The following is a 24,659-nucleotide window of genomic DNA, read 5'->3' on the forward strand; positions in this document are numbered from 1 at the left end:
AGTCGTTAATGGAGGTGCTGAATGAAATATTCCCAAGCGACAGATTATGCACTTCATGCAATGCTCTATATGGTGACGGTGGCGTCTGATAAGCCGGTGGGTGTTCAATTGCTTGCTGAGAAGCTGGGTGTTTCCCAAACCTATCTGTCCAAAATGATGACTAAGCTAGTGAAGGCTGGATTAATTCAATCTGCGCCTGGCGCTAATGGTGGGTATCGTCTCAGACGCAAGTCGGAGGAAATTTCTTTTCTGGATATTATTCATGCGATTGAAGGAACTGCTTCCTTTTTTGAATGCAGTCTAGATCACGGAAGTGAATGTCTGATTCAACAGGTTGTGATTGACGCTGAGCGACAGATGGAGCAGTACTTAGAGAACACGAAAATTGCAGATTTGGCAAAAACGATGAAGACGGAGTAAAGATCCGTTCTTTTTTCGGGCTTATTAGAGATAATATAAATCCGTAATAACTTTAATGTGGGTTTTGATACTAAAATGTGAAGTTTAAAACAATGGAGGATGATTACAATGACTGAAGAGCAAAAATTAAATGCCAAGAGGGCGACCTATGAAAAAACAACTCGTATTTCGATTCCCTCTTATGATTCATTATTTTCGATGATCCAATCTTATTTTCGCTTCGAATTAGGTGACATCCCTGTATCTTTGCTCGTGGTCGGTGCGGGGGGAGGAAATGAATTTTCGGCATGGGGTCCATCTAACCCAAACTGGACATTTACTGGAGTGGATCCTTCGGAAGATATGCTTAAGATCGCGAAGTTAAAGATAGATGAACTGGGCTTAGAGAGCCGTGTCAGTCTGATTCCTGGGACAATCGATGATCTTCCTCAGCAGGACTCAAAGTTCGATGTGGCAAGTTGTATTTTGGTCGTTCATTTCATCCATGATGTTCAAGAAAAATTGAAATTGCTTCGCTCCATAAAGGATAATCTGAAACCGGGTGCTCCGTTTGTTCTCGTAAGTGCATATGGAGATTTGGATGATCCTGAACTCCACGACAGAATAAATGTATGGAAAAGCTTTTGGGTTGCAGGGTATGAATCTCCCGAAGCGTTTGATAATGTAAGTAGCAATATTACGAAAATTTCTTTCCTTCCTGAAAAACAAATTGAAGAGTTATTGAAAGAATCAGGCTTCACGAGAATCACTCGATTTTATTCTACTGGAATTATGGCAGGCTGGATGTGTCACGCGGAGTGACTTGAATACTTTCGGACTCAGATGACGTTATTTGCATATATTTAGCCTTTGGAGCATGATTTCGGACTCCAGTGCTGCTATTCCTTAAATAGAGGATGATATATGGTGATTATCAAGCTCATAGCGGCTATGGAGTCCGCGAGCACCCTTAATATAGGAAAAAGTAGCGCATAAGGTCAACTGTGTCCTATAGCGGCTTCGTTCGTGTGAATAATATCTAATCAAACCAAGTTTAAGGATTAGATCAGCGATCAGTTAGATTCAAAAAGTAAGGGTGCCCAACAGCCATTGTATGGCTATGGACACCCCATTGTTTTTAACGAAAGTGACTAATCTATACATGAAGCTTGTAACGATTTGCTTTGCTCATCTGCTGAATGTCTGCAAGTTCCTCCGAAGTGAGTGGAGCTACATCAGCAGCCATTACATTGCTTTTTAATTGCTCCAGACTGCTTGCCCCAGGAATAATAACGGCTACAGATGGATTAGCTAGTGGATAATGCAGCGCTGTTTGTGCAAGATTGCGAGAGTCGCTAGTTTCCTGTGAAAGCCGATCATGCAAATTCAGAAGTTCCTCACTACTGTAATCTAAGTAATTCTTTTCCGCCTTGCTGCGGCCACGCTCTGATAGAATGCCCCCCGCTAAAGGCCCGCGTGCGATCATGCTAATTCCATGCTTGGCTAGCAGAGGGAGGATTTCTTCTTCAGGACGTCGATCTAAAATGCTATATTGGCTCATAACACTTACAATATTTGATTTTTTCACATATTCTCTAATTACATTAGGACGAATAGAAGAGATCCCATAATAGCGGATAAGACCCTCTTGCTTAAGTTCTTCAAAAGCTTCAATCGTTTCGTCAATTCGATCTTCAATAGTGCCGCCATGCAGCTGGTATAGATCGATGTAATCCGTTTGCAGCCGTTTGAGACTATCTTTGACTGCATTTTTAATATAGGCTTTTGAAGGGTCCCAGCTCCAGCCTTCTTGACCGGGAATTCTGCGGTTGCCAACTTTTGTGGTCAGGATTACATCCTGTCGACGTTGACGAATGGCTTTGCCAATAATCTCTTCATTACGGCCCTCATCATAAAGATCTGCTGTATCAACAAAATTGATTCCTTGATCGAGTGCTTCATGAACAATGGAAATGGCTTTCGCCTCATCCGTACCCAAAGACATACAGCCAAGTCCTATTTCACTTACATGCAAATCGGATTGTCCTAAACGATTTTTTCTCATAGCGCATTCCTTTCTACTTCTGTTGTTGTTATATTATAACGTTTTGGAGATTTGAATTCTAATGGTGCTGCTGACTTCCATTGACTTTATGATCTTTTGGCTTTATCGTCATAGCATATATTATTTATTAGATGAAGATAGATAGGGAGAGATTTGATCATATGGAACAAGCGATGTTTGCAGGCGGATGTTTTTGGTGCATGGTGACACCGTTTGAGGAATTACCAGGCATTCATGGAATTGTATCGGGATATGCGGGAGGGTTAACTGAGAATCCAACCTACGAAGAAGTCAAAACCGGAACAACGGGGCATTACGAGGTTGTGCAGATTACGTTTGATCCAGCGCTTTTTTCATACGAGAAGCTGCTTGAATTATATTGGCCTCAGATTGACCCTACCGATGATGGTGGACAATTCCAGGATCGAGGGACTCAGTACCGGACAGCTATCTTCTATTATAATGAAGAACAGCGGTTAGCGGCTCTTGCCTCGAAAGAACAGGTTGCGGGCAGCGGCAGATTCTCCGGTCCAGTCGTTACGGAAATTCTTCCGGCGCCAACTTTTTATCGTGCAGAAGAGTATCATCAGGATTATCATCATAAGAATCCTAAGCACTACAAAGAAGATCGGGAGCAATCCGGTCGGGATACTTTTATCGCTAAACACTGGTAAGTGTTGAAAAAAACTTTAAACCAAGAGCATCCTGAGTCATACATGGCTTACGGGATGCTCTTTTTGCATTATATACAAATTTTATTTATTTTAAATTCTACATACTTTCCACACATTTGTAGACTAAACTACTCTAAATCAAGCGAGAACATCACACAGGAGGGTTTAGGATGAAAAAAATCATACCATTTGTTGCCGTTAGTTTGCTTTTGAGTACAGTGATAACAAGCTGCCAATCAGGCAATAATGTTCCATCTAAGGTTAATTCGCATGCTAGTTCTGCAACGGTGGAGCCACCTTGGATAGCTACGAAGAATACTACTCGCATTAACACTTCAGATCCGATTCAAGCCGCAGTGTTAGTTTCTCAGACTTTATGGACTGCGCAAACAAAGAATAATAGACCCTCAAGTGTAGTTTTGACGGATGTGAGTAATTGGCAGATTGCCGCAGTTAGTGCAGATTTGATTCATCATCCCAGTAACGGCCCCGTCCTGTATACCACAAAAGATGGGGTTCCTGAGGTTACCCTCGCAGAACTTAAGCGACTGAATCCAATAGGTGCTGATGGCAATAATGGGGTTCAGGTAGTGCTTGTTGGGCCTATGGCATCTAATGTAGAACAACAATTAAAGGCCATTGATTTAAAAGTAGACCGGATAGAAGGGGATGAGCCAGCGGCTGTAGCTCAGGCTATAGATACTTATTACGCTAAAGCAGCCGGCGAACTTCCAAAGTCGGTCATAATTGGTTCTATGGATAGCCCTGAGTACACGCTGCCAGCAGTGAATTGGATCGCACATATGCCGGAACCTCTACTCTATGTAACCAAAGACGAAATTCCTAACTCAACGGTCGAGGCTTTAAAAGAACGTGGAGGTAGTGCAACTATTTATATCCTAGGACCAGAAGACATTGTCTCAGCAGATGTAGAAAAGCAATTAAAAGAATACGGAACAGTTACCCGTATAGCTGGACAAGATGTTTTTAAGAACGCTATAGCTTTTGCAAGTTTTAAGGATGCCAATAACGGATTCGGCTGGGGAATCACTACACCCGGTCATAACCTGTCTTTGTTAACCACGGATTCAACGATGCTCGCTATCGCCGCTGCGCCGTTTTCCCATTTGGGGAAACATGCGCCGCTTATTTTTACAGAAAAAGACGGGCTGCCAGATTCAGTAATGGAGTATATGATGGAGCTTCAACCTAAATTTCAAGATTCACCAGCGGAAGGTCCTTACAATCATGCTTGGATAACTGGAGATAACCTTGCAATAAATGAGCGAGCACAAAGTGAAATTGATGATATGCTAGAAATCTCACCTGCTGCAGGAGGCAATCCGCATTCCGGCCACTAACCATAATCACAGGCTGGCATCATTTAGGGATGATGTCGGCTTGTTCTGTATTTTTTTGTATAATGAGAAGAACTAGGTCATAAAGAGGGTGAACGGCTTGAATAAGCTACAGATACTGATCGTAGATGATGAATGGAACATGCGGAATTTATTGCGGATTTATTTAAGTAAAGAAGGGATGTCTACAAAAGAGGCGTCAACGGGTCATGAGGCACTCCAACTGTTGAAACAACACAGCTTTGACCTAATCTTGCTGGATGTGATGATGCCGGATATGGATGGCTGGCAGGTCTGCAAGCTGGTGAGGGAGACAAGCTCTATCCCAATTCTAATGCTAACCGCACGTTCTGAAACCAAGGATAAGGTACGTGGTCTCGGTATAGGAGCAGATGATTATCTTACTAAACCGTTTGAGCCGGAAGAATTAGTGGCTAGGATTTATTCTCTGCTGCGGCGTTCAACACTTACATTTGCCCACCAACCTCAGGATAAGGTGCTCACATACCCTGATTTTAAAATATACCCAGAAGCTAGGGAGGTACATATTCAGGATACATCCATTGAATTCACTCTCAAGGAGTTTGATTTACTGGCTACTTTGGCGCAAAACACTACCCGGGTTTTTACGAGAGAAGAACTGGTGGAACGATTATGGGGGAATAATTATGAGGGGGAGAATCGTGTTATCGACACCCATATTAAGAATATCCGTGAGAAATTGCATAAGGCAGGCCTCTCCTATAATCCGGTTCAAACAGTGTGGGGGTTAGGTTATAAATTTCACGCTCCAGGTAATCTGGTATGAAAAATAACATCATCGGACTTAAGCTTGGTTATATTATAATGTCTGTTTTTTTAGTAGTTTTGCTTGTTCTTGGAATTACTATAGACCGGATGTTTACAAGCTTCTATTACAACGAGATGCAAAAAGAGACGGAGGAACTCACCTCACATTTTATCGGAATGGCGGAATCGCAGGATAGTTCAAATGAGCAGATGATGAGTACCTTTGCAGAATTTTCGGATGTCAGTATCTTTAATATCTCGAAGGATGGCAATGTGATACTCCACTCGGGTGTACATGATCGTTCGGATCGTTCATTCATCCAAGCTTCGGATGTTAGCCGGATTTTCGCTGGGAAAAGTGTTGATTTTGAGTATAAAGATCCTGCTGGACATTCCTATTTTATCATTGGAAAACCAATAATGGAGGGGGATACAACTCAGTCTGCACTTTATGTAATGTCCTCTACAGAGAGTATGAAGCAATCTTTGGCTTCCATCCGGAACCTGCTGCTGATTGCAGGAATAGGGGCTTTTATATTGGCTATAGGGATCACTGGTGTGATCGCCATGATTTTGTCCAAACCTCTGATCAAGATGCAAAAGGCAACCCGGAAAATCGCGGCTGGCGAGCTGGAAACGAGACTTTCTATACGTAGCAACGATGAGATTGGTTTTTTGGCAGAGGCTATAAATGATCTGGCTGTCGATCTGCAACGATACAGGGATACACGTCAGGAATTTCTGGTAAATATCTCACATGAGCTGAGAACGCCCATTACATATTTGGAGGGGTATACCAAGGTAATAAAAGATGGACTTTACGAGACCGAAGGGGAAAGAGATCTATACTTGGATATCATTCATCAGGAAGCACATCGGCTCCAGCATCTTGTGGATGATTTATTTGAACTGGCAAAGATGGAGGAAGGAAAGGTTACTCTTACCCAAGAGTGGATCGATCTCAGTCAGCTAGCGGAACAAGCCGTGCGCAGAGTTGAACTGAAAGCAAAGGAGAAGGGGTTACTGCTGAAGCTTCAGCTTAGCGGAGATGCGTATATGATCCGTGGAGATCAAAAACGTATGGAACAGATTATTATGAACCTTCTGGAAAATGCAATTCGTTATACGGATGAAGGTGAGATTATTGTTCATATGGAATTTGCAGCGGATGCTGCAACTCTAATTGTTGAAGATACAGGAATAGGTATTCCTGAGGAAGAGCTTCCCTATATCTTCGAGCGTTTCTACCGGGTAGAGAAATCACGTTCAAGACAATACGGCGGTTCAGGTCTGGGACTTTCCATTGTTAAAAAGCTGGTGGAATTGCATGGAGGCAAGATTCGAATGATAAGTCAGCCTGGAGCGGGTACTCGTTGCGAGGTGCAACTATTGAATCTATCTAAATCCGAATAAATGTAAGTAAAAAGAGACTTCAGATACAAAATGAGGTCTCTTTTTTGCTTGTTTATAATGTTATTGATTCGACTCAAGCTCTTCAAGTGCCCATTCGCAAAATTGTATAGAGCTCTCCATATCAAGCACACGTTTGCGGATCAGTAAATAACGTCCAAAAGTTGTGGCTTTTAACTCACGAGTCTCACCGCGTTCATCACGCAAGACTTCGTTTGCTTTGAGCAAAACCTTGTATCGCTCCAACTCACTCTTACAAAACTCTGCACGTTTTAGTAATAGGTCCTTGGCTTCTGCCGGGTTGGATAGCCATAAGCTATACAGCTTAAAATGCAGTTCATCCCGCAGCACCGGAGGCTCAGCAGGAGTTTCCACCCATTGCCGCAATTGCTTCAGTCCTGCTTCCGTAATGGAGTATTCTTTTTTATCCGGTTTGTCGGTCTGTTCAATGAGCTTAAAGGTGATATAACCTTGTTGCTCCATGCTCATTAATAGAGGGTAGATTTGACTATGTCCAGCACGCCAGAGCGGCTTGATATTCTGAGTTAATTCATATCCAGACAATGAGTTAGCGCTAAGTAAAGCTAGAAGTCCATAAGACAGTGTATTCATTACTATAAAGCCCTCCAGTTATTATAAATCCGTTTTCATTGAATTTTTCGGGGATATGTCATCATTGACATATTGATCATACGATTATAACATTATTCAAGTCACCTTATATATGTAAAAGTAGACATATAAAAAATAATGAGGAGGGGAAGCATGGAAGAAAATCAAGCAAGCAAAATACATTTTTGGCCGATCATGATTGCCATATTCTTCGGAAATTTCGTCTCTGTCTTAAGTACAACGACGATCAACATTGCTGTTCCTCTTTTAATGGATCATTTCAATACGAGTCTGAACACCATGCAATGGATGGTCACCGGTTTTATGCTGGCGACAGGAGTAACCGCACCACTCGCCGGATATCTCGGAGGAAGATTCAGCTACAAAAGGCTTTATCTTTTCGCCTTGATGGGATTCACCATGTTCTCTTTGCTTTGTGCTTTGGCATGGGATCCAACATCATTAATTGTATTTCGGATGCTTCAGGGTTCGTGTAGCGGTCTCATTATGGCTTGTACGATGACCATCATATTTCAAGTAATACCGGGAGAACGCAGACCGTTTGCTGTAAGCCTCTGGTCGCTATCCGCGATGGTCGCGCCAGCCATAGGTCCGACGTTTAGCGGTTGGCTGCTCCAATATGCCAGCTGGCATTGGTTATTCTTAATTAACATTCCTATTGGAATTATAGCTGTTATTCTAACCCTAACGTTAATCCCATATTATCGAATGAATATTCCGAAGTCATTTGATATTCCTGGTTTCCTCACCGTTGTCCTCGGTAGTTTATCGTTATTAACCGCATTTAGCCAAGGCAACAGCTGGGGATGGACTTCATGGAAAACTTTATCGTTAATCCTTTTGGGGGTTGTGTTGTTAATTTTGTTTGTTTTGCGCGAGCTGAAGGCGGAGGTGCCTCTGCTGAATTTGCGTGTATTCCGTAATCGCCGTTTTACCGCCATGCTTAGTATCTATAGTTTGGTTACGATTGCGATGTATGCCGGAACCTATTTAACCCCTTTGTTCTTACAAACGGTAGAAGGGGCTACAACGCTTAAAACAGGGCTGATTTTATTGCCGTCCTCGATCCTCCTTGCCTTGCTGAGTCCAATCGTAGGTAAGCTGTATCCAAAGTTCGGACCTGTGAAGTTGATTTCTGCGGGTATTTTATTTATATTCATCGGTTTATTCATGCTTAGTCGGCTGCAAACGAACATATCTTATAGCTTTATTATGTGGGCGATGGTCGTTCGTAATCTCGGCATTGGACTAGCCAATGTTCCAAGCAGTACAGCCTCAATGGAGGAAATTCCCGTCGAATGGTCTGGGCATGCTACGTCGATCAACAACTGGGTCCGCAATGTGTTAAGCTCACTTGGGATTGCAGTATTCACTTCCCTGTTGTCGAGTAGATCTTTACTCCACTCTAAAGAGTTGATCAGCTCCGGTGCAAGTAATACAGATTCGATACGTTTACTATCGTTCACGATGGGTGTGAATGATGTTTTTGTGGTAGGTTCCATTATCGTGTTGTTTGGATTTCCGCTGATGTTTTTATTACGCAAGAAGCGTACTGTGGTAACTGTACAAAGCGCGGGATAACCGGTACGAGACAAAAAGCAGATCAAGGTTTGATCCTTGATCTGCTTTTTGTCTTAGATTACGTTATGTTAATAAACTTTAATGCATCATATCGCCCATTCCACCCATACTGCCCACAATTTCCGGATTAATCATCCCAAATATCATCGCGATATGCGCTACGACCAAGAATCCACTAATAAGCAGAAAATGCAGCTTCATCTTGTGCTCTTCCGATCGTTTACGAGCAATTAGACCAAGATCTAACAAAGCCAGTGGCAATAAGAAGAGTACTCCGCTTAAATAGAAGCCCACGGCTACAATATCAACCCATGTGTGCCATTCCCCATTCACAGACAAAGGAATAAACGCAGTTGGGAACAAGTAAAGGAATACCCCTGTGAAATATAACCCTGCGAGTATGCTGCAGACTTTGTTGAAGGATCGTAGCGGGGCTGTTAGATTCTTGGTGAACAAAATAATAAACTCTGTAATGGTAATCGTCTCAGCGAAAATCACGGGGATTGCCATGAATATAATCAAGTTCCAAGGCTGGTTGTCCGCTAGCAAAGACATGTAATGCGTCATGTTCATAAGATATTCCTCCGATAATATGTAATAGCTTCGGTTACTTATCGTATTCGAGAAGTATGTGGAAAGTATGTGGAAACGAAGGTATGATAAATATATGCAATAATAACAGTCGAGGGGAGCAAGACAACCGTGGGAAGAGGATTACAAAACATTTTATTTGATTTAGATGGTACTTTAACAGACCCCAAAGAAGGCATCACCAAAAGCGTAGAATACGCTTTGAACAAATTTGATATACAGATCGAACATTTGGATGAGCTTCTTCCTTACATAGGTCCTCCGTTATATGATTCATTTATCGAGCTGCACCATTTCACTGAGGAACAAGCGCTTCAAGCGGTTGCTTTTTACCGGGAGCGTTACAGTGCCACGGGATTATTTGAGAATATGGTGATTGAAGGTATACCCCAATTGCTGGAGGGACTTAAGACGAATGGATACTCATTGTATGTAGCAACCTCCAAACCGACTGTTTTTGCAGCACAGATTCTTGAGCATTATAAGCTCGATCATTATTTCAAACATATCGGAGGAAGTAATCTGGACGGTACCCGTTCTAAGAAGCAAGAGGTTATTCAGTACGTGCTTGATGAGAATGACATACATCCAGAGGAAGCGGTAATGATAGGAGATCGTAAGCATGATATGATCGGTGCTATTGGCTGTGGTGTCGAATCTATTGGAGTGACTTTTGGTTATGGTCCCAAGGAAGAGCTTGAACAAGCCGGAGCAGACCATATCGCCTTTCGTGTGGAAGAAATTGCAGATATCATTCAGCATATTTCATTGAGAGAACGGTGCACCAAATGAGTGTTATGAATACTGAACTACTTGACGGGAAAACAATTAAGCTGGTTCCAATAGATGAAAGTCATGCAGAAGGATTGGCGAGAGTGTTAAGAAATCCAGACATCTGGGAATTTACCTGGCGAAAAATAACGTCGGACGAGCAGGTGCAAGGATTAATCTCAACAGCTTTAGCAAATCAAAAAAACGGTTCACAAATTACCTTTACTATCATTGATAAAGCAACGGAGCGAATTATCGGAACCACAAGGATTATGCATCCGGATTTGGTTCATCGCAATGCGGAAATCGGATGTACCTGGATCTCGCCTGATTATTGGAGGACTAGTGTGAACACAGAGGGCAAGTCGCTGCTGCTACACTATTGTTTTGAAGAACTTAAGCTGATCCGTGTAGAATTTACAGTGGTCGCGAACAACTTGAGGTCACAAAGAGCAGTAGAACGAATTGGGGCGGTTAAAGAAGGAGTTCTGCGCAAACATAGAATCAAGTCTGACGGATCGATTCATGATAATGTGGTCTTTAGCATATTGGATACCGAATGGCCTGCTGTAAAAGAGAATCTGCATTATTTGATAAATGATAAATACGCATAAGTATAGATAGTAGCAAACAAACGGGCTAGGGGCTGTTCCATAGGGAGCTACACTTCATCTAGAATAGATGAATCAGAGTGGCGATGGAAGCAATTAGTTGAAGCAGAGCGTTTAATTGTATTTTGTACAACTATAATTCCTTAATTGGTTGGGTCATAGATATAACTGTATTTAGTACATCTATTTTCCTCATTTACTTCCGTATAGGTAGATTTTTAGGTTTTTAATTGTACAGAATACAATTAAAACAAGTATAGTTGCTTTTTCATCCGGAATAAGTGCACAGAATGCAGTTATTTCACATTTACCCTATATCACTCTCCATTATTCATTCAAATCCTTTAAATTAGGTGCTAGAAGTATACTAAGAGGGGATACAACGGAAGCTACGGACGGTTCGAAAGGATCCCTCAAGAGCATCAGACTTGGCAGCTCCAGCATAGTGTGTGGACAATTATACTTTGGTGGATCAGCGGATGTTTAAGCGGGTTAAATCAGAGTGTATAAGGATTTGCCCATAAATTTGCTTAAGCCCCGCTACAGATCAAAAACACCAGGCAGCGATACTCCAATTCCCGGAGTATCGCTGCCTGGTTGTTTTTTAATAACAGAGACCGCTACAAATTCTAGAAAGAGCTGCTTGGGGCAGCGCCTTCTTTTATGATTCAGCCAATAGGCTGCTTATGGTTATTGTTTAGGACTTACAAGGATTTTCACTTGATTTTTTTCTTTCAAAAGTGCCTCAAACCCGTGATCAATCACTTCATTCAGTTTAATTCTCTTAGTAACAAGCTTCTCAGCAGGGAAGTACCCTTGTTCCATCAAGCTAATTACAGCTGGGAAAACATCACGGTATCCGATGATACCAGTTAAGTTGCGTTCTTTAAGTACGATATTGTTTGGAGTAATCGTAGCATCTTTTTCGAAAATACTAACGATCATGATTTGTCCACTCAATTTAGTGGAATTAATGGCTTGGGTTAGAACGGGAGGGACGCCAGTGACTTCAAAAGCAACATCTACGCCACCATCGGTACGTTTTTGAATTTCTTCGACCACATCATATTGTTTAGGATCGATTACAATACCACCGAGTTCTTCAGCTTTACTCTTACGTTCTTCAGAAAGTTCTACAACATAGATTTCCGCTGCACCGGATGCTTTCAAAGCTTCAATGACCAGCAAACCGATTGGGCCAGCACCGAATACTACAGCTTTATCTCCAACCTTTAGTTGACTGGAACGAACAGCGTGTAGAGCAACGGCAGAAGGTTCCACGAGAGCACCTTGTTCATAGGATAAGCTGTCTGGAATTTTGTGCACCATATGTTGGTCTGCTGCGACGTATTCTGAGAATCCACCGCCACCACCAGCCAAACCTAGGAAGCCCATTTTTTCACAAAGATTATATTTACCTTGTCGACAAGCCACACATTCACCACATGCAAAAACAGGCTCGACGACGACGCGATCACCAACATTAAACTTGCTAACGCCTTTACCTACTTCTACGATTTGTCCAGAAAATTCATGTCCCATTACGACTGGAGCTTTTTCACCAGTAAGGGGATGAACAGTACCTTGGGGGATGAAAATAGGGCCGGCTACATATTCATGAAGATCGCTGCCACAAATTCCGCACCATTCGATTTTGATTTTCACTTTTCCTTCAAGGGCTGCTGGTTCTTCAATCGTTTCTAACCGTAGATCTTTGACGTTATGCCATCTTAATGCCTGCATATCATTCATCTCCTAGATTAATAATTGATAATAAATAGTGTTTTATTTTTGGAAAAGAGGAAACGTTTCCGAGAACAAATATGTCACATAATTTTCATATTGTCAAATTTAAATAATGAAAATATTAATATCGAAAATTAGTGAAATATTTCACTAAAACAGAGGTATATCAAGACTTTAGGTTCGCATTAGCAGCTGAGATAAGTATTCTTCTATGTACTATTATGTTATAATCTATACATTGAAATTTTGACTTTAGATGAGCGGAATAAAGATAAATACGAAAACGATTCCGGAAATAAGGGGACTATCAGAGTGGCTAATAAAAACAAAGTAACCATAGAGGATGTAGCGAAACGGGCGGGGGTAGGTATTGCTACTGTCTCAAGAGCCATTAATAATTCAGAGGGAATTAGTTCCAAGACCAAGGCGCTGGTACTTCAAGTGATTGAGGAGATGGGTTTCACTCCGAACACCTCTGCGCAAAGCCTTAAAATCCGCCAAACGAAGCAAATTGCTCTGGCCGTTCCTGACATCCGCAACGCAATTATTCCGGATATCGCCTGGTCCGTAGAGCAAGCCGCTAAACAACATAGCTATCGGGTAATTCAAATTAATACTTCTGGCAACCCGCGCACTGAGCTCGAAACGATTCGTGAGGTCAAAAAATTACATGTAGATGGACTCATTATCATGCCTCTTGCTTATCCAAAGACCATGGTAGAGTTAATTAATAAATCGAGTGTTCCGGTCTCCATCATTAACTACGGGAAAAGAATCACAGAAAATGTGAAAGCAGACATCGTCAGCTTGTCACGTTTTGAAGGTCAATTAGTGATGGAGCATTTAATCAATATCGGTCGAACTAGAATTGCATATGCAGGAGCTCAAAAAGATCTTATTGAAGATCGTTATCTTGCCTATCAGCAAGCTTTAAAACAAGTGGATATTTCGCTTGTTTATTTTGGCGAAGACTTTTCCTTGCAAACGGGGCTACAAGCCGCTGATTATTTCTACAGCCTGACACATATGCCAGACGCTATTTATGCAGTGAATGACATGGTGGCGATAGGTATTGTAAATCGTTTTAAAGAATTAGGCGTTCGTGTTCCGGAAGATGTGGCGGTGGTTGGGGTGGATAATAACTCATGGACAACTATTACAACGCCTCAGATTAGTTCGGTTTCCATCATGGGGAATGAAGTGGCGCGTTTAGCCACACAGCTTCTTTTACAACGTATTCAGGATAATATTACCGGGGAGTATCAAAGGGTGCAGCTTGATCCACGATTAATCGTGCGAGAGTCGAGTGTTTCGGTTAGACGTAGTACGAATTAACGGCCTCAATTTGCGACTAATAAGAATCAATAGGTTGTAAATCCTTTAAATCCTGCTAGACTTAATACAGAGTAATTTGATTGGAAATTAAGAAATGAGGTGCGGATCATAATGGCTAATATTTACAAGAGCTTAACCGATCTGATCGGAAATACACCGTTATTAGAGATTTCAAAGTATAGTAAAACCCAAAACGTAGAAGCAAGGGTTCTTGCCAAGCTGGAATCCTTTAATCCTGCAGGTAGTGTTAAGGATCGTATTGGGTATGCATTGATCAAAGATGCGGAAGAGAGAGGTCTCATCAATAAAGATTCTGTCATTATTGAGCCTACCAGTGGAAACACTGGGATTGGACTTGCTTTTGCAGCTGCTAGCTTGGGGTATTCACTGATCATCGTCCTACCAGATACATTTAGTATTGAACGCCGTAAATTAATGCTGGCACTAGGTGCTGAGCTTGTGTTAACACCGGGAACTGAAGGGATGAGCGGAGCTGTAAGAAAGGCAGAACAATTAGCTGCGGAAATTCCAAATTCATTTATTCCCCAACAATTCAGCAATCCTGCGAACCCGGAAATACACAGAACGACTACAGCTGAGGAAATTTGGCGGGATACCGATGGAGATGTAGATATTTTTATAGCGGGTGTTGGTTCTGGAGGTACTATCTCGGGTGTTGGAAAAGCGTTGAAAGAAAAGAACCCCGCAGTCCAAATCGTTGCCATCGAGCCGTTTGACTCCCCTGTTTTATCAGGAGGCCGTCCTAAGGGACATGGGATTCAGGGCATTGGAGCTAACTTTATTCCGGAGAATTACGATAATGAGGTAGTGGATGAGATTTTTCAGGTGAAAAATGATGATGCCTATAGCGTATCACGTGCACTTGCGAGAACAGAGGGTTTGCTGGTGGGTATCTCCTCCGGAGCAGCTGTTTACGCAGCTACACAAATCGCTAAGCGTCCTGAGAATAAAGACAAGACCATCGTGGTAATTCTGCCGGATACCGGTGAGCGTTACTTAACAACTACTCTGTTTGATTTTTAACGGAACATGAGCTCGAGATCCAACTAATTGGCTTTAAATTCATGAGGCTCAGCAATATGCTGAGTCTTTTTGTTGTTGGAGTATTGGCTGGGTATCTCAAGATTCCGGGTATCTCAAGTAACTAAGAAGTTTAAGAGGGATTCCAAAACTCCCATTATTACAAGTAGCTAAGAGAGTTTAGTGTGTTACGGACCGTATAGCATCTATTTCGCCTTTTAAGCTCATTTTGCCGAGGTATCGGACTGTATAGCACTTATTGGCCAACATTTGCGGATAAGTGGTGTGGTTTTGAGTAAATAGCTGCAACTGAGTCCGATAGCTTACAGTAAACCCGCAAATGAACTAAATAACGTCTCCTGCGTCCGATGCATCGGCGAAAAGTATGTTATCCAGTAGGAGGATTCCAAAACTCCAATGTTCTTGAGTTTGATCCATCAACACAACACGATGATTGCCCCTAAAGCGACTCGCACGCCTTAAATCACCTGCCTCACAAATTCTAATCGTTTTTTCCTGTTGTGTAATTTCCAGTTTAGAATAAAATGGAACTATTCCGCTAACCGCGCGTAACCGATAAATAAGAGAGATAATGATAGATCAGGAGGTACATATGAACACGAGAACTCTAAAAATACTGCTACGTACCACACTTGCTGCCTTATTGTTAAGTGTATTGCTTTTGCCGGCTGTAAGTTTAGCCAAAACTGCTGTACCTAAGCATACGGGTTCATTTTATGTGAATGATTTTGCGAATGTGATTGACGAGAAAGCAGAGAATTACATGGTGAACTACGGTATTCGATTACATCAGGCTACTGGAGCTCAAGTTGTGCTTGTAACTGTCGACTCTACTGAAGGGGTTTCGATGGAAGAGTATGCAAAATCGCTTTTCAATAGCTGGGGTGTGGGGGCTGCGGATAAAAATAACGGTCTGCTGCTGCTCCTTTCTATAAAAGATGATGATTATTGGGCGGTACAAGGTAAAGGTATAGAGGAATCATTGCCTAACAGTAAGATTAAAGAGATTCTTTCACAATATCTTGAGCCGGATTTCGCAGCTAAAACATACAGTAATGGTGCTAGGAAGACGTATGGAGCTTTTATTCAAGCTATGGGCGGTACTTGGGCAGAAAATGTTGGCACCAAAAATTACGTATCCGATAATGCGGGTGTGCTCAAAAAAGTAACTAAAGACTATCTGAACGATTCCAGCAACAGATATAAAACAACAACCGGAAGTGGAATTTATGTGGTTACCGTAAAAAATGCTGGAGATAAAACATTGCAGGACTATACCTATATGAAGTTTGCTTCGGTAGGTGCTGGTCCTAAGGATGTTATGCTTGTATTGGACATAGGCGGAGACAACTATCATGTTCTACAAGGCAAGGATATCGACAAGATTTTAACCAATGAGGCTATTAGTAATATTTTAAATACCGTGCTTGAACCCCAATTTGTGAAAAAAGATTACGGAACGGGATCAACAACGACAGTTAATTCGTTCTACAGTTTCTTGTTAGCGAGAGCGGATCATCCGCAAGGAGTCACTGGAAACAACGGAAACAATGTTAATCCTGGAACTACAACGAATTCTGGTACTTCCTCTACTACAGCTACAAGTGGAGGTGAGGCGGTTAGTAAAAGCAAGGCTTTTCTAATTTTCTCAGCGATTTTTGGTTCGCTCATCTTATTTGGATTTACTGCTTTACGACGCAATAGATATATAGAAATGTATGGTTTGCCATTTAATCCATATAGTCAAAGGAATATACGCCGTTATGGTCCTTGGCATGGTCAAGCGGATTACGGTTATGGCAGACGATGGCACAGACGTTATTATCATCACCATCATAATCATCATAGAAATACACCATCCAATAACTCACAGTCAAGCTTCTGGGGAAACAGTGGTGGCGGAGGCTCTACTAACGGTGGCGGTGCAGGAAGGTATTCCTCAAGCAACGAGAACCATGGTGGTGGAGGTTCCAGCAGTGGTGGAGGAGCAGGAAGACATTCTTCCAGCTCTTCAAGCAGCAGCAGATCTAACAATGATAGTGGCTCTTCCGGTGGAGGAGGTTATTCCGGCGGTGGTGGCTCATCAGGTGGCGGCGGTAGCGCTAGCGGCGGAGGTGGAGTAGGAAGACATTAGAATTTGATTAGCTATATGTGAGCAGGTAGCCAAAACTTTGGAAACCTGCTCTTTTTTGTTTTTGAAATGATGACTATTACTCAAATAGAAACTTTTAACGAAAATCATCGTCTATGATAAGGACGAGTTGTACATATTATCAAATTAGTAATATTTAGGGAGGAATACTTAGAAGTGAGCACTTCATCATTACCTCAACGTTCCAATGCACGCAATAAGAAACCTGTTAAGAAACCAATAAAAAAGCGTAAGAAACGGAGTTTTTTTCGCACCTTATCCAAAGTTTTTTTATTCTGCTTATTCTTAATGATCGCTGCTGGTGGATGGCTTTATTTTGCACCCTCGGCTCAGAACTTACGTTATACGATCGCAGATACGCTAATTACAACACAACATCGCTATATGGCTAAATATATTATAGGTGAAGATCAACTGAAGGACCGGGTAACCGAGTATACCGCCCGTTTTGAAGAGATGGGGGACGAAATAGATACACATACGATCGCTCCCGAACCTGAGGTGGTAGAGAAGCCACTTGTCGAGATTGAGAATGTCTCAGGCAGTGGTTATACCGGATATGTAATGATTGTTAATGATCCAACCAAAGTCCGGCTAGGAATACCTAATAAGATTGGTTCAGGTGAAAAAGTAACCAGTATGGTGAAGCGTACAGGCGCTGTCGCCGGAGTTAACGGTGGTGGGTTCGCTGATCCGAACTGGAAAGGTAACGGTTTTAAACCTATAGGAATTGTAGTCTCTCAAGGTAAATTATATTACAACGGTCTAGGCGGTAAAAAATCTACACAGATTGTTGGTCTTGATAAACAAGGAAAAATGGTTGCCGGGAATTATACACTAGATGAGATTAGTAAAATGGGGGTTCAGGAGGCAGTTACTTTTAGCCCGCGGCTAATCGTCAATGGCAAAGGATTGATTAAGAATGCAGCGGAAGGTTGGGGGATTGCACCTAGAACAGCAATGGGTCAGCGGGCAGATGGCGCTATTATTTTTGTGGTAATTGACGGTCGACAGCCTACTTATAGTATTGGAGCAAATCTCTATGATGTGCAGCAAATTTTGCTTAAGCATGGAGCCGTGATAGCGGCTAATCTTGATGGTGGATCTTCTACGGTACTTGTAAAAGACAATGAGATTATGAATAAACCTTCATCCCAATATGGTGAGCGGTATTTGCCTACAGCCTTTTTAGTTTTTGAGCATCCAGAACAGGTTGATATGCCAAATATTTGGAAAGGACTAGATCCTGCCAAGATTGATGCTGGGAAAAAGAGAACACAATAAGTACGCGTTATTGGGCACCTGAAAAGGATTATCTTGGAATGAGAGATGTATTTATGCTACGATATCAGCTAGTATGAAACAGAATGCAGTACGAATAGGTCTGGAACAGGGGGAATAGGAGTGACGTTGCAGCAGCTCCGCTACGCTATCGAAATTGCAAATAGTGGCTCCATGAATGAGGCGGCAAAGAAGCTCTTTGTTTCTCAACCGAGCCTGTCCAACGCTATTAAAGAGCTTGAAAATGAACTTGGGATTACCATCTTTGAACGGACGAACCGTGGAATAAGCATTTCTGTAGAAGGAATGGAATTTCTCGGATATGCCCGTCAAATCATTGAACAAACAGAGCTTATGGAGAATCGTTATACTGGGAAAAAGCGTAGCCCAATCTATTTTTCCATTTCGACTCAGCATTATGCTTTTGTGGTAGATGCTTTTGTGAGTCTCATGAAGCAAAGTGATGTCTCAGAGTACAACTTCAGCTTGAGAGAGACGCAAACCTACGACATCATCGAAGATGTGCGTACCCTCCGTAGCGATTTAGGGATTCTTTATATTAACGAGAGCAACTATAAGCATATGAATAAGCTGTTCAGTGATGGTAATCTGAAATTCACACCACTCTTTAATACCGACCCACATCTTTATGTCAGAACTGGACATCCGCTTGCCCAGAAGGAAAGGATTTCGCAGGACGATATTTTACCTTTTCCGTATATTACTTTTGAACAAGGTGAGAACAATTCACTTCACTTCTCGGAGGAAATGTTAAGTTTTTCTCAGATTGAGAAGAATATTAAAGTGAATGACCGGGCAACCTTGACCAATTTATTAATGGGCACGGACGGTTATACGGTGGGTACAGGAATCATGGCATCCGATCTGAACGGTAATGGACTGAAGACGATTCCATTTGAGAGTAATGAAGTATTCACGGTTGGTTGGATTGCACATAAAGATCGCAGACCTAGTGTGATGGCATCCAAGTATATAGAAATCTTAAATGACTTGGTTTCCGGAAGTTATTTTGATCTAAATCATTTTTTACTATAGCTGTAGGAGGATCGGTATGATTAGACCCGTAACTGGCACCCAGAGAAATGCTCCACCCTTTCGCTATGATATCGTCGGCAGCTTCTTGCGTACGGAAGAAATTAAAGCAGCCCGCCTCCAATATGAGAATGGTGAAATCACAGGAAGTGAGCTTTATGAAATAGAGAATATTGAGATTGCTAAACTACTGGAACTAGAAAAGGAAGTAGGATTATTAGCAGTTACAGATGGTGAATTTCGCCGTTCCTGGTGGCATCTTGATTTCTTTGTTGGAATTAAAGGAACTGAAAAAATTAACTTAAACCAAGGGAGTGGAAGAGCGGAAACGGTTCAGCGCGCGGAATCATTCCGAATTGTTGACCGAATTTCCTTTGAAGATCATCCGATGCTCCAGCAATTTATCAAGCTCAAGCAAATGGCGGGAGACCGAATACCCAAAATGACGATTCCTTCACCTGCATTATTTCACTTTGTGGAGGAGTTTAATGGAAATGAAGTTTACCCTGATAAGGAAACTTTATTTCAAGATATCATAGCGGTTTACCAAACTGCGATTCAAGCATTTTACGATGCAGGCTGCCGTTACCTCCAGTTAGACGATACAACTTGGGGAACGCTGAGCAGTGGTAGACATCGCGCACATTTACGCAGTAGAGGTACAGATCCAGATCAGTTAGCAAAGGATTATGTTAGGCTGATTAATGAGAGTATTGCGAAGCGTCCGCATGATATGACCATCGCTCTGCACGTATGCCGAGGTAATTTTCGCTCCACTTGGTTCGCTGCTGGTGGTTATGAGCCTGTTGCCGAGGTGCTTTTTTCCAATACAAAAGTTGATGCCTTTTTCTTGGAATATGATAATGAACGAGCTGGTGATTTCGAGCCTTTACGATTTATTAAAGACCAATTTGTAGTGTTGGGATTAGTGACAACCAAACATGGGGGTCTGGAGAGTAAAGAGCAGCTTAAGGCAAGGATCGAAGAAGCCGCGCAATATGTAGATATTGAGAAGCTGTGCCTAAGTCCCCAGTGTGGATTTGCTTCTACGGAGGAAGGAAATATTCTAACCGAAGAAGAGCAGTGGGATAAAGTACGCCTTGTGATCGAAACCGCCCGAGAGGTCTGGTTATAATTAAATAAGCTAATTTGGTGGCCTGCTATAGCGTAAGCTTATGGTAGGCCATAGTTTTTAGGAGTTACCCTGTCCTGATTGTACAGTGCTATAGTGAATTCAACAGAAAGGCACAGACAATGAAGGAGGACGAACCCCTATGAGTACCATCCAAAAAGGAAATCAAAGAACTGAAGTGCCATTCAGAGTAGATATCGTGGGCAGCTTCTTACGTCCGGAAACGATTAAGAGAGCTCGTGTCCAATATCAAAATAATGAAATCTCCGCTGATGAATTGCGCAAGGTTGAAGATACAGAGATTACCAGAGTCGTGAAAAGACAAAAAGCGGTCGGATTAAAAGGTGTAACGGATGGAGAGTTCCGCCGCTCTTGGTGGCATTTAGATTTTATGTGGGGCCTTGAAGGGGTAACAAAGAAAGTCAGCCCAGTGGGCTACCTGTTTAATGGTGTAGAGACTAGAGCGGAAACTGCAGAATTATCCGGAAAAATCCGTGGGACTAACCATCCGATGATCGCTGACTACAGACAATTGGTTAGCATAGCGGGAAATGATGTAGTAGCTCGCCAAACGATTCCTTCGCCAGCGCAGTTCCTTGCTGAACTTCAGCGCAATCAAAAGACTACTGTAGCGGTTTACAACAACCAGGATGAACTAGTGGCTGATATTGCTGCAGCTTATCGTGAAGTTATTCGCGACTTCTATGAGGCAGGTTGCCGTAATCTGCAATTGGACGACTGCACATGGGGGATGCTCTGTGATAAAGGATATTGGGAAGCTCGTCAAAAAGAGGGTGTAGATGTTAACGAAATCGCTAAGCTATACGCATTTGTAAATAACGAAGCGATAAAAGATCATCCAGCAGATATGGTAATTACGATGCATGTATGCCGTGGGAACTATGCGTCCACTTGGGCAGCATCCGGCGGATACGAGCCTATCGCAGAAGTGTTATTCGGAACGGTGGATGTAGATGGTTTCTATCTGGAGTTCGATACGGATCGGGCCGGAGATTTTGCACCCCTTAGATTTATTAAAGATCAACAAGTGGTTTTAGGTTTGTTCAGTTCGAAGTCAGGTGAGCTTGAGAATAAAGAAGAAATCATAGGACGGATTAAAGAAGCTTCGCAATATGTGGATATCAATCAGTTGTGCCTGAGCCCACAATGTGGTTTTGCCTCTACGGAAGAAGGAAACCATCTGACAGATCAACAACAATGGGACAAACTGCAGTTTATTAAAGAGATTGCAGATGAAATATGGCAGTAATCTATAAAAAATTAGCAGGCTCCTGATTGAATCAGAAGCCTTTTTCTATGCGTATTGTGACAGCTTAGAGGATTAACCTACTACTGCACTTTACTAGAGCTATCGAAGAAGGGTATAATAAGTAACAATTGTTTTTAATTCATGTTGAAAGAGAGCGGGAACAATATGGGTCGTAAGTGGAATAATATTAAAGAAAAGAAAGCTTCCAAAGACGCAAACACAAGTCGTGTTTATGCAAAGTTTGGTGTTGAGATTTATGTAGCAGCAAAGAAGGGTGAACCCGATCCAGAAGCGAACCGGGCTCTGAAAGTTGTATTAGAACGTGCAAAAACTTACAATGTACCAAAAGCGATCATTGACCGTGCGCTTGATAAAGCTAAAGGCAGCGCTGAAGAAAATTATGAAGAGCTTCGTTATGAAGGATTTGGACCTAGCGGTTCAATGATCATCGTTGATGCGCTCACAAATAACGTTAACCGGACAGCTCCATTGATCCGTTCAACCTTCAGTAAGAATGGCGGAAATATGGGTGTCAGCGGATCAGTAGCTTACATGTTTGACTCTACGGCCGTTATAGGTGTGGAAGGTAAAACTGCTGATGAAGTAATTGAAATGATGTTTGATGCAGAACTTGATGTACGCGATGTGCTGGAAGAGGATGATGCAGTTATTGTTTATGCAGAGCCTGATCAGTTCAATGCAGTGCAAGAAGTATTCAAAAATGCAGGCATCACTGAATTTACTGTTGCTGAGTTAAACATGCTTCCACAAAACTATGTGGCACTCCCAGAAGATGCTCAAGCTCAATTCGAGAAATTGATTGATGCTTTGGAAGACCTGGAAGATGTTCAACAAGTGTATCATAACGTAGATTCAGAAGAAGAATAATTTAAGTTTTATAAAGGGCGATGGAGTTCGCCATAACTGTCTCTCTGAGACTAATGACTCCTACCAGTGTGAGCTTCCCTGGTAGGGGTCTGTTTTATTGTTGAGACTAATTTATTTTGTCCTTAGGAGCTGTCGAGATGAATCCATGGTCTACCCGATGGTTTGAAATCACTAAGAAGCGAAGTTATTTTGCACTTTGGAGTACTTTTATCAAATGGATTGTGCTTGGTAGTGTGGTTGGCATTTTATCCGGCACCGCCTCTGCTTTTTTTCTGAAAAGCTTGGATTACGTTACAGATGTACGTTTAGAGCATCCGTGGCTACTTTATTTGTTACCTCTTGGGGGAGTACTTGTTAGTTTCTTATATATGCGATATGGCAAGAACAGTTCTAAAGGCAATAACCTCATTCTAGAACAAATTCAGGACGGACAAGAAACCATACCTTTGCGAATGGCTCCATTGGTGTTGTTCGGAACATTAGTAACCCACTTATTTGGTGGATCCGCTGGGCGTGAAGGGACAGCTGTTCAAATGGGCGGAAGCCTTGCGGAATGGTTCGGAAAGCTGATTAAAATCAGTCCTATGGATCGCAAAATATTGTTAATGTGCGGAATTAGCGGTGGTTTTGGATCTATATTCGGCACTCCACTAGCAGGAACTTTGTTTGGTCTAGAGGTAGTAACCATTGGACTTATTAGTCAACAGGCATTACTTCCATGTTTTGTGGCTAGCTTTGTTGGTGATCTGGTCACCACTCGATTGTGGGGCGTTCATCATACACACTATGTAGTGAATGAATTTCCAGCCTTAAGTTTAATGATTATTCTAAAAGTGGTATTGGCCTCTGTAATTTTTGGTCTCGTGAGTATGCTTTTCAGTGAACTGACTCATTTTCTAAAAAGAATCTTCACCGCCATGATAAGCAATCCAATGATAAAAGGTGCAGTAGGTGGATTAATTATCATTGCCTTAGTATTCCTTGTAGGGTCTCGTGATTACTTAGGCCTCGGAATTCCATTAATCAAGGATTCTTTTGAGGGAGATATCTCACCGTTCGCTTTTTTATGGAAGCTGATCTTTACTGCCTTTACCTTAGGAACAGGATTTCAGGGTGGTGAGGTTACTCCGTTATTTGTGATTGGTGCCACACTAGGCAATGCTTTGGCTGAAATATTACATGTGTATGGACCCTTTTTAGCTGCCCTCGGTTTTATTGCTGTCTTCTGTGGAGCTACTAGCACGCCTATCGCTTGCTTTTTAATGGGGATCGAGCTGTTTGGTTCGGAAGGAGCCATATACATGTTTATCGCTTGTGTGGTGAGTTATTTATTCTCCGGACATAGTAGTATTTATACTTCACAGCTTATCGGTGTATCGAAGAGCCAGTTCATTACAATTCCTCAAGGGACTAGGATCGGTACGGTCAAACGCGCCCGCAAAAAATAACAGCACCTCTCGGATGGTGGTTGACAAGTGCGGGTACACGATTTAAAATGTAGCCAAACGAAGGGATGGTTCAACATGATTCATGTGGAAACTGAAAAATTATATACCAGAAGCTGCTCCGAACAATCGGATACAAACGATGAAACGTTGTCCGGAGCTTAATCAAAAAGCGAATCGCTTTTTATATCATCGAAAGATAGCTAGGTCATTTTAGTGTGATTATTCATGCTTATTTGATTACGCCATCTTCCGATGTTAATGATTAAGAGGCTGTAGACAATTTTCGTCTACAGCCTTTTGTGTTTATAATGTTCAGTTTCCAAACTGACAATTATCTATTTGTGCCGTCTATTCGTGCACGGATAAGCAGAAGGCTTGCGCCCAAGGGCGCGGTGTCTTCTGCTTTTTTT

At 42.1% G+C, this 24,659-nt stretch carries 22 protein-coding genes and 1 riboswitch; of the genes, 18 read left to right on the forward strand and 4 right to left on the reverse strand.

All coding sequences use genetic code 11. From position 1 onward, the window contains the following. The first annotated feature begins 21 nt into the window (after positions 1 to 21). The gene (locus tag NYE35_RS15105; RefSeq protein ID WP_036678138.1) at positions 22 to 420 is read left to right on the forward strand and encodes an RrF2 family transcriptional regulator; all 399 of its coding nucleotides are present in this window, start codon (positions 22 to 24) and stop codon (positions 418 to 420) included. A gap of 108 nt (positions 421 to 528) precedes the next feature. Next, positions 529 to 1,221 carry a class I SAM-dependent methyltransferase gene (locus NYE35_RS15110; RefSeq protein ID WP_076105613.1) on the forward strand — a complete coding sequence of 231 codons (693 nt, stop codon included), beginning with the start codon at positions 529 to 531 and terminating at the stop codon, positions 1,219 to 1,221. Between the two features lie 334 nt (positions 1,222 to 1,555). Here the strand turns inward: NYE35_RS15110 and NYE35_RS15115 are convergent, their stop codons facing one another. Further along, positions 1,556 to 2,464 (reverse strand): aldo/keto reductase, encoded by a 909-nt coding sequence (locus NYE35_RS15115; RefSeq protein WP_076105614.1) that lies wholly within the window; start codon positions 2,462 to 2,464, stop codon positions 1,556 to 1,558. A 161-nt stretch (positions 2,465 to 2,625) separates the two neighbouring features. Between NYE35_RS15115 and msrA the strand changes: the two genes are divergently transcribed. The 4 genes from msrA to NYE35_RS15135 all read left to right on the forward strand — a co-directional run bounded on the left by msrA (position 2,626) and on the right by NYE35_RS15135 (position 6,698). Beyond that, positions 2,626 to 3,138 carry a peptide-methionine (S)-S-oxide reductase MsrA gene (msrA, locus tag NYE35_RS15120; protein ID WP_036678131.1) on the forward strand — a complete coding sequence of 171 codons (513 nt, stop codon included), beginning with the start codon at positions 2,626 to 2,628 and terminating at the stop codon, positions 3,136 to 3,138. A gap of 170 nt (positions 3,139 to 3,308) precedes the next feature. Continuing rightward, positions 3,309 to 4,499, forward strand: a complete 1,191-nt coding sequence (locus NYE35_RS15125) for an ArsR family transcriptional regulator (RefSeq protein WP_076222602.1) — start codon at positions 3,309 to 3,311, stop codon at positions 4,497 to 4,499. A gap of 97 nt (positions 4,500 to 4,596) precedes the next feature. Continuing rightward, entirely contained in the window at positions 4,597 to 5,304 is a 708-nt protein-coding gene (locus NYE35_RS15130) for a response regulator transcription factor (protein ID WP_176462543.1), read from the forward strand. Beyond that, positions 5,301 to 6,698, forward strand: coding sequence for a sensor histidine kinase (locus NYE35_RS15135; RefSeq protein WP_341121509.1), 1,398 nt, complete (start codon positions 5,301 to 5,303; stop codon positions 6,696 to 6,698). Before NYE35_RS15130 ends, NYE35_RS15135 begins: the two co-directional genes overlap by 4 nt. 60 nt (positions 6,699 to 6,758) lie before the next feature. Here NYE35_RS15135 and NYE35_RS15140 read toward each other — a convergent pair whose 3' ends face one another. Next, positions 6,759 to 7,307, reverse strand: a complete 549-nt coding sequence (locus tag NYE35_RS15140; protein ID WP_036678125.1) for a PadR family transcriptional regulator — start codon at positions 7,305 to 7,307, stop codon at positions 6,759 to 6,761. 153 nt (positions 7,308 to 7,460) lie between these two features. Between NYE35_RS15140 and NYE35_RS15145 the strand changes: the two genes are divergently transcribed. Then, complete coding sequence (locus NYE35_RS15145) at positions 7,461 to 8,909, forward strand: MDR family MFS transporter (protein WP_038570799.1); 1,449 nt, start codon at positions 7,461 to 7,463, stop codon at positions 8,907 to 8,909. A gap of 78 nt (positions 8,910 to 8,987) precedes the next feature. On the opposite strand, the gene NYE35_RS15150 is transcribed toward NYE35_RS15145, so the two are convergent. Beyond that, entirely contained in the window at positions 8,988 to 9,482 is a 495-nt protein-coding gene (locus NYE35_RS15150; protein WP_076296735.1) for a DUF6803 family protein, read from the reverse strand. Positions 9,483 to 9,611: 129 nt separating this feature from the next. Between NYE35_RS15150 and NYE35_RS15155 the strand changes: the two genes are divergently transcribed. Beyond that, positions 9,612 to 10,292, forward strand: a complete 681-nt coding sequence (locus NYE35_RS15155) for an HAD family hydrolase (protein WP_036678119.1) — start codon at positions 9,612 to 9,614, stop codon at positions 10,290 to 10,292. Further along, on the forward strand, positions 10,289 to 10,885 hold the full coding sequence (locus tag NYE35_RS15160) for a GNAT family N-acetyltransferase (RefSeq protein ID WP_036678116.1): 597 nt from the start codon (positions 10,289 to 10,291) through the stop codon (positions 10,883 to 10,885). Before NYE35_RS15155 ends, NYE35_RS15160 begins: the two co-directional genes overlap by 4 nt. 687 nt (positions 10,886 to 11,572) lie before the next feature. Here NYE35_RS15160 and NYE35_RS15165 read toward each other — a convergent pair. Continuing rightward, positions 11,573 to 12,625 (reverse strand): 2,3-butanediol dehydrogenase, encoded by a 1,053-nt coding sequence (locus NYE35_RS15165; RefSeq protein WP_038570804.1) that lies wholly within the window; start codon positions 12,623 to 12,625, stop codon positions 11,573 to 11,575. 315 nt (positions 12,626 to 12,940) lie between these two features. Between NYE35_RS15165 and NYE35_RS15170 the strand changes: the two genes are divergently transcribed. The 9 genes from NYE35_RS15170 (at position 12,941) to NYE35_RS15210 (ending at position 24,249) form a co-directional block, all read left to right on the forward strand. Beyond that, positions 12,941 to 13,963 (forward strand): LacI family DNA-binding transcriptional regulator, encoded by a 1,023-nt coding sequence (locus NYE35_RS15170; protein ID WP_036678110.1) that lies wholly within the window; start codon positions 12,941 to 12,943, stop codon positions 13,961 to 13,963. A 111-nt stretch (positions 13,964 to 14,074) separates the two neighbouring features. Next, positions 14,075 to 15,007, forward strand: a complete 933-nt coding sequence (gene cysK / locus NYE35_RS15175) for a cysteine synthase A (RefSeq protein WP_038570807.1) — start codon at positions 14,075 to 14,077, stop codon at positions 15,005 to 15,007. A gap of 610 nt (positions 15,008 to 15,617) precedes the next feature. Beyond that, on the forward strand, positions 15,618 to 17,159 hold the full coding sequence (locus NYE35_RS15180) for a TPM domain-containing protein (RefSeq protein WP_341121513.1): 1,542 nt from the start codon (positions 15,618 to 15,620) through the stop codon (positions 17,157 to 17,159). Between the two features lie 174 nt (positions 17,160 to 17,333). Then, positions 17,334 to 18,461, forward strand: coding sequence for a phosphodiester glycosidase family protein (locus NYE35_RS15185; protein WP_036678103.1), 1,128 nt, complete (start codon positions 17,334 to 17,336; stop codon positions 18,459 to 18,461). 120 nt (positions 18,462 to 18,581) lie between these two features. After that, the gene (locus tag NYE35_RS15190; RefSeq protein ID WP_076105621.1) at positions 18,582 to 19,514 is read left to right on the forward strand and encodes a LysR family transcriptional regulator; all 933 of its coding nucleotides are present in this window, start codon (positions 18,582 to 18,584) and stop codon (positions 19,512 to 19,514) included. Positions 19,515 to 19,530: 16 nt separating this feature from the next. Then, the gene (locus NYE35_RS15195) at positions 19,531 to 20,646 is read left to right on the forward strand and encodes a 5-methyltetrahydropteroyltriglutamate--homocysteine S-methyltransferase (RefSeq protein WP_036678098.1); all 1,116 of its coding nucleotides are present in this window, start codon (positions 19,531 to 19,533) and stop codon (positions 20,644 to 20,646) included. Between the two features lie 139 nt (positions 20,647 to 20,785). Then, positions 20,786 to 21,913, forward strand: a complete 1,128-nt coding sequence (locus tag NYE35_RS15200; protein WP_076105623.1) for a 5-methyltetrahydropteroyltriglutamate--homocysteine S-methyltransferase — start codon at positions 20,786 to 20,788, stop codon at positions 21,911 to 21,913. Positions 21,914 to 22,078: 165 nt separating this feature from the next. After that, positions 22,079 to 22,801: a YebC/PmpR family DNA-binding transcriptional regulator gene (locus NYE35_RS15205; RefSeq protein WP_036678376.1), complete on the forward strand. Its 723-nt coding sequence runs from the start codon at positions 22,079 to 22,081 to the stop codon at positions 22,799 to 22,801. 7 nt (positions 22,802 to 22,808) lie between these two features. Continuing rightward, a riboswitch (Fluoride riboswitch) is annotated at positions 22,809 to 22,871 on the forward strand. A gap of 67 nt (positions 22,872 to 22,938) precedes the next feature. Next, entirely contained in the window at positions 22,939 to 24,249 is a 1,311-nt protein-coding gene (locus tag NYE35_RS15210) for a voltage-gated chloride channel family protein (RefSeq protein ID WP_038570813.1), read from the forward strand. The last annotated feature ends 410 nt before the right edge of the window (positions 24,250 to 24,659 follow it).

Source organism: Paenibacillus sp. FSL L8-0494 (genome assembly GCF_038003695.1).
Taxonomy (GTDB): Bacteria; Bacillota; Bacilli; order Paenibacillales; family Paenibacillaceae; genus Paenibacillus_AQ; species Paenibacillus_AQ odorifer.

Bases quoted from the DNA above. Each gene is read 5' to 3' on its own strand.
- NYE35_RS15105 (WP_036678138.1), top strand. From the start codon at position 22: ATGAAATATTCCCAAGCGACAGATTATGCACTTCATGCAATGCTCTAT.
- NYE35_RS15110 (WP_076105613.1), top strand. From the start codon at position 529: ATGACTGAAGAGCAAAAATTAAATGCCAAGAGGGCGACCTATGAAAAA.
- NYE35_RS15115 (WP_076105614.1), bottom strand. From the start codon at position 2,464: ATGAGAAAAAATCGTTTAGGACAATCCGATTTGCATGTAAGTGAAATA.
- msrA (WP_036678131.1), top strand. From the start codon at position 2,626: ATGGAACAAGCGATGTTTGCAGGCGGATGTTTTTGGTGCATGGTGACA.
- NYE35_RS15125 (WP_076222602.1), top strand. From the start codon at position 3,309: ATGAAAAAAATCATACCATTTGTTGCCGTTAGTTTGCTTTTGAGTACA.
- NYE35_RS15135 (WP_341121509.1), top strand. From the start codon at position 5,301: ATGAAAAATAACATCATCGGACTTAAGCTTGGTTATATTATAATGTCT.
- NYE35_RS15140 (WP_036678125.1), bottom strand. From the start codon at position 7,307: ATGAATACACTGTCTTATGGACTTCTAGCTTTACTTAGCGCTAACTCA.
- NYE35_RS15145 (WP_038570799.1), top strand. From the start codon at position 7,461: ATGGAAGAAAATCAAGCAAGCAAAATACATTTTTGGCCGATCATGATT.
- NYE35_RS15150 (WP_076296735.1), bottom strand. From the start codon at position 9,482: ATGAACATGACGCATTACATGTCTTTGCTAGCGGACAACCAGCCTTGG.
- NYE35_RS15160 (WP_036678116.1), top strand. From the start codon at position 10,289: ATGAGTGTTATGAATACTGAACTACTTGACGGGAAAACAATTAAGCTG.
- NYE35_RS15165 (WP_038570804.1), bottom strand. From the start codon at position 12,625: ATGCAGGCATTAAGATGGCATAACGTCAAAGATCTACGGTTAGAAACG.
- cysK (WP_038570807.1), top strand. From the start codon at position 14,075: ATGGCTAATATTTACAAGAGCTTAACCGATCTGATCGGAAATACACCG.
- NYE35_RS15180 (WP_341121513.1), top strand. From the start codon at position 15,618: ATGAACACGAGAACTCTAAAAATACTGCTACGTACCACACTTGCTGCC.
- NYE35_RS15195 (WP_036678098.1), top strand. From the start codon at position 19,531: ATGATTAGACCCGTAACTGGCACCCAGAGAAATGCTCCACCCTTTCGC.
- NYE35_RS15200 (WP_076105623.1), top strand. From the start codon at position 20,786: ATGAGTACCATCCAAAAAGGAAATCAAAGAACTGAAGTGCCATTCAGA.
- NYE35_RS15205 (WP_036678376.1), top strand. From the start codon at position 22,079: ATGGGTCGTAAGTGGAATAATATTAAAGAAAAGAAAGCTTCCAAAGAC.
- NYE35_RS15210 (WP_038570813.1), top strand. From the start codon at position 22,939: ATGAATCCATGGTCTACCCGATGGTTTGAAATCACTAAGAAGCGAAGT.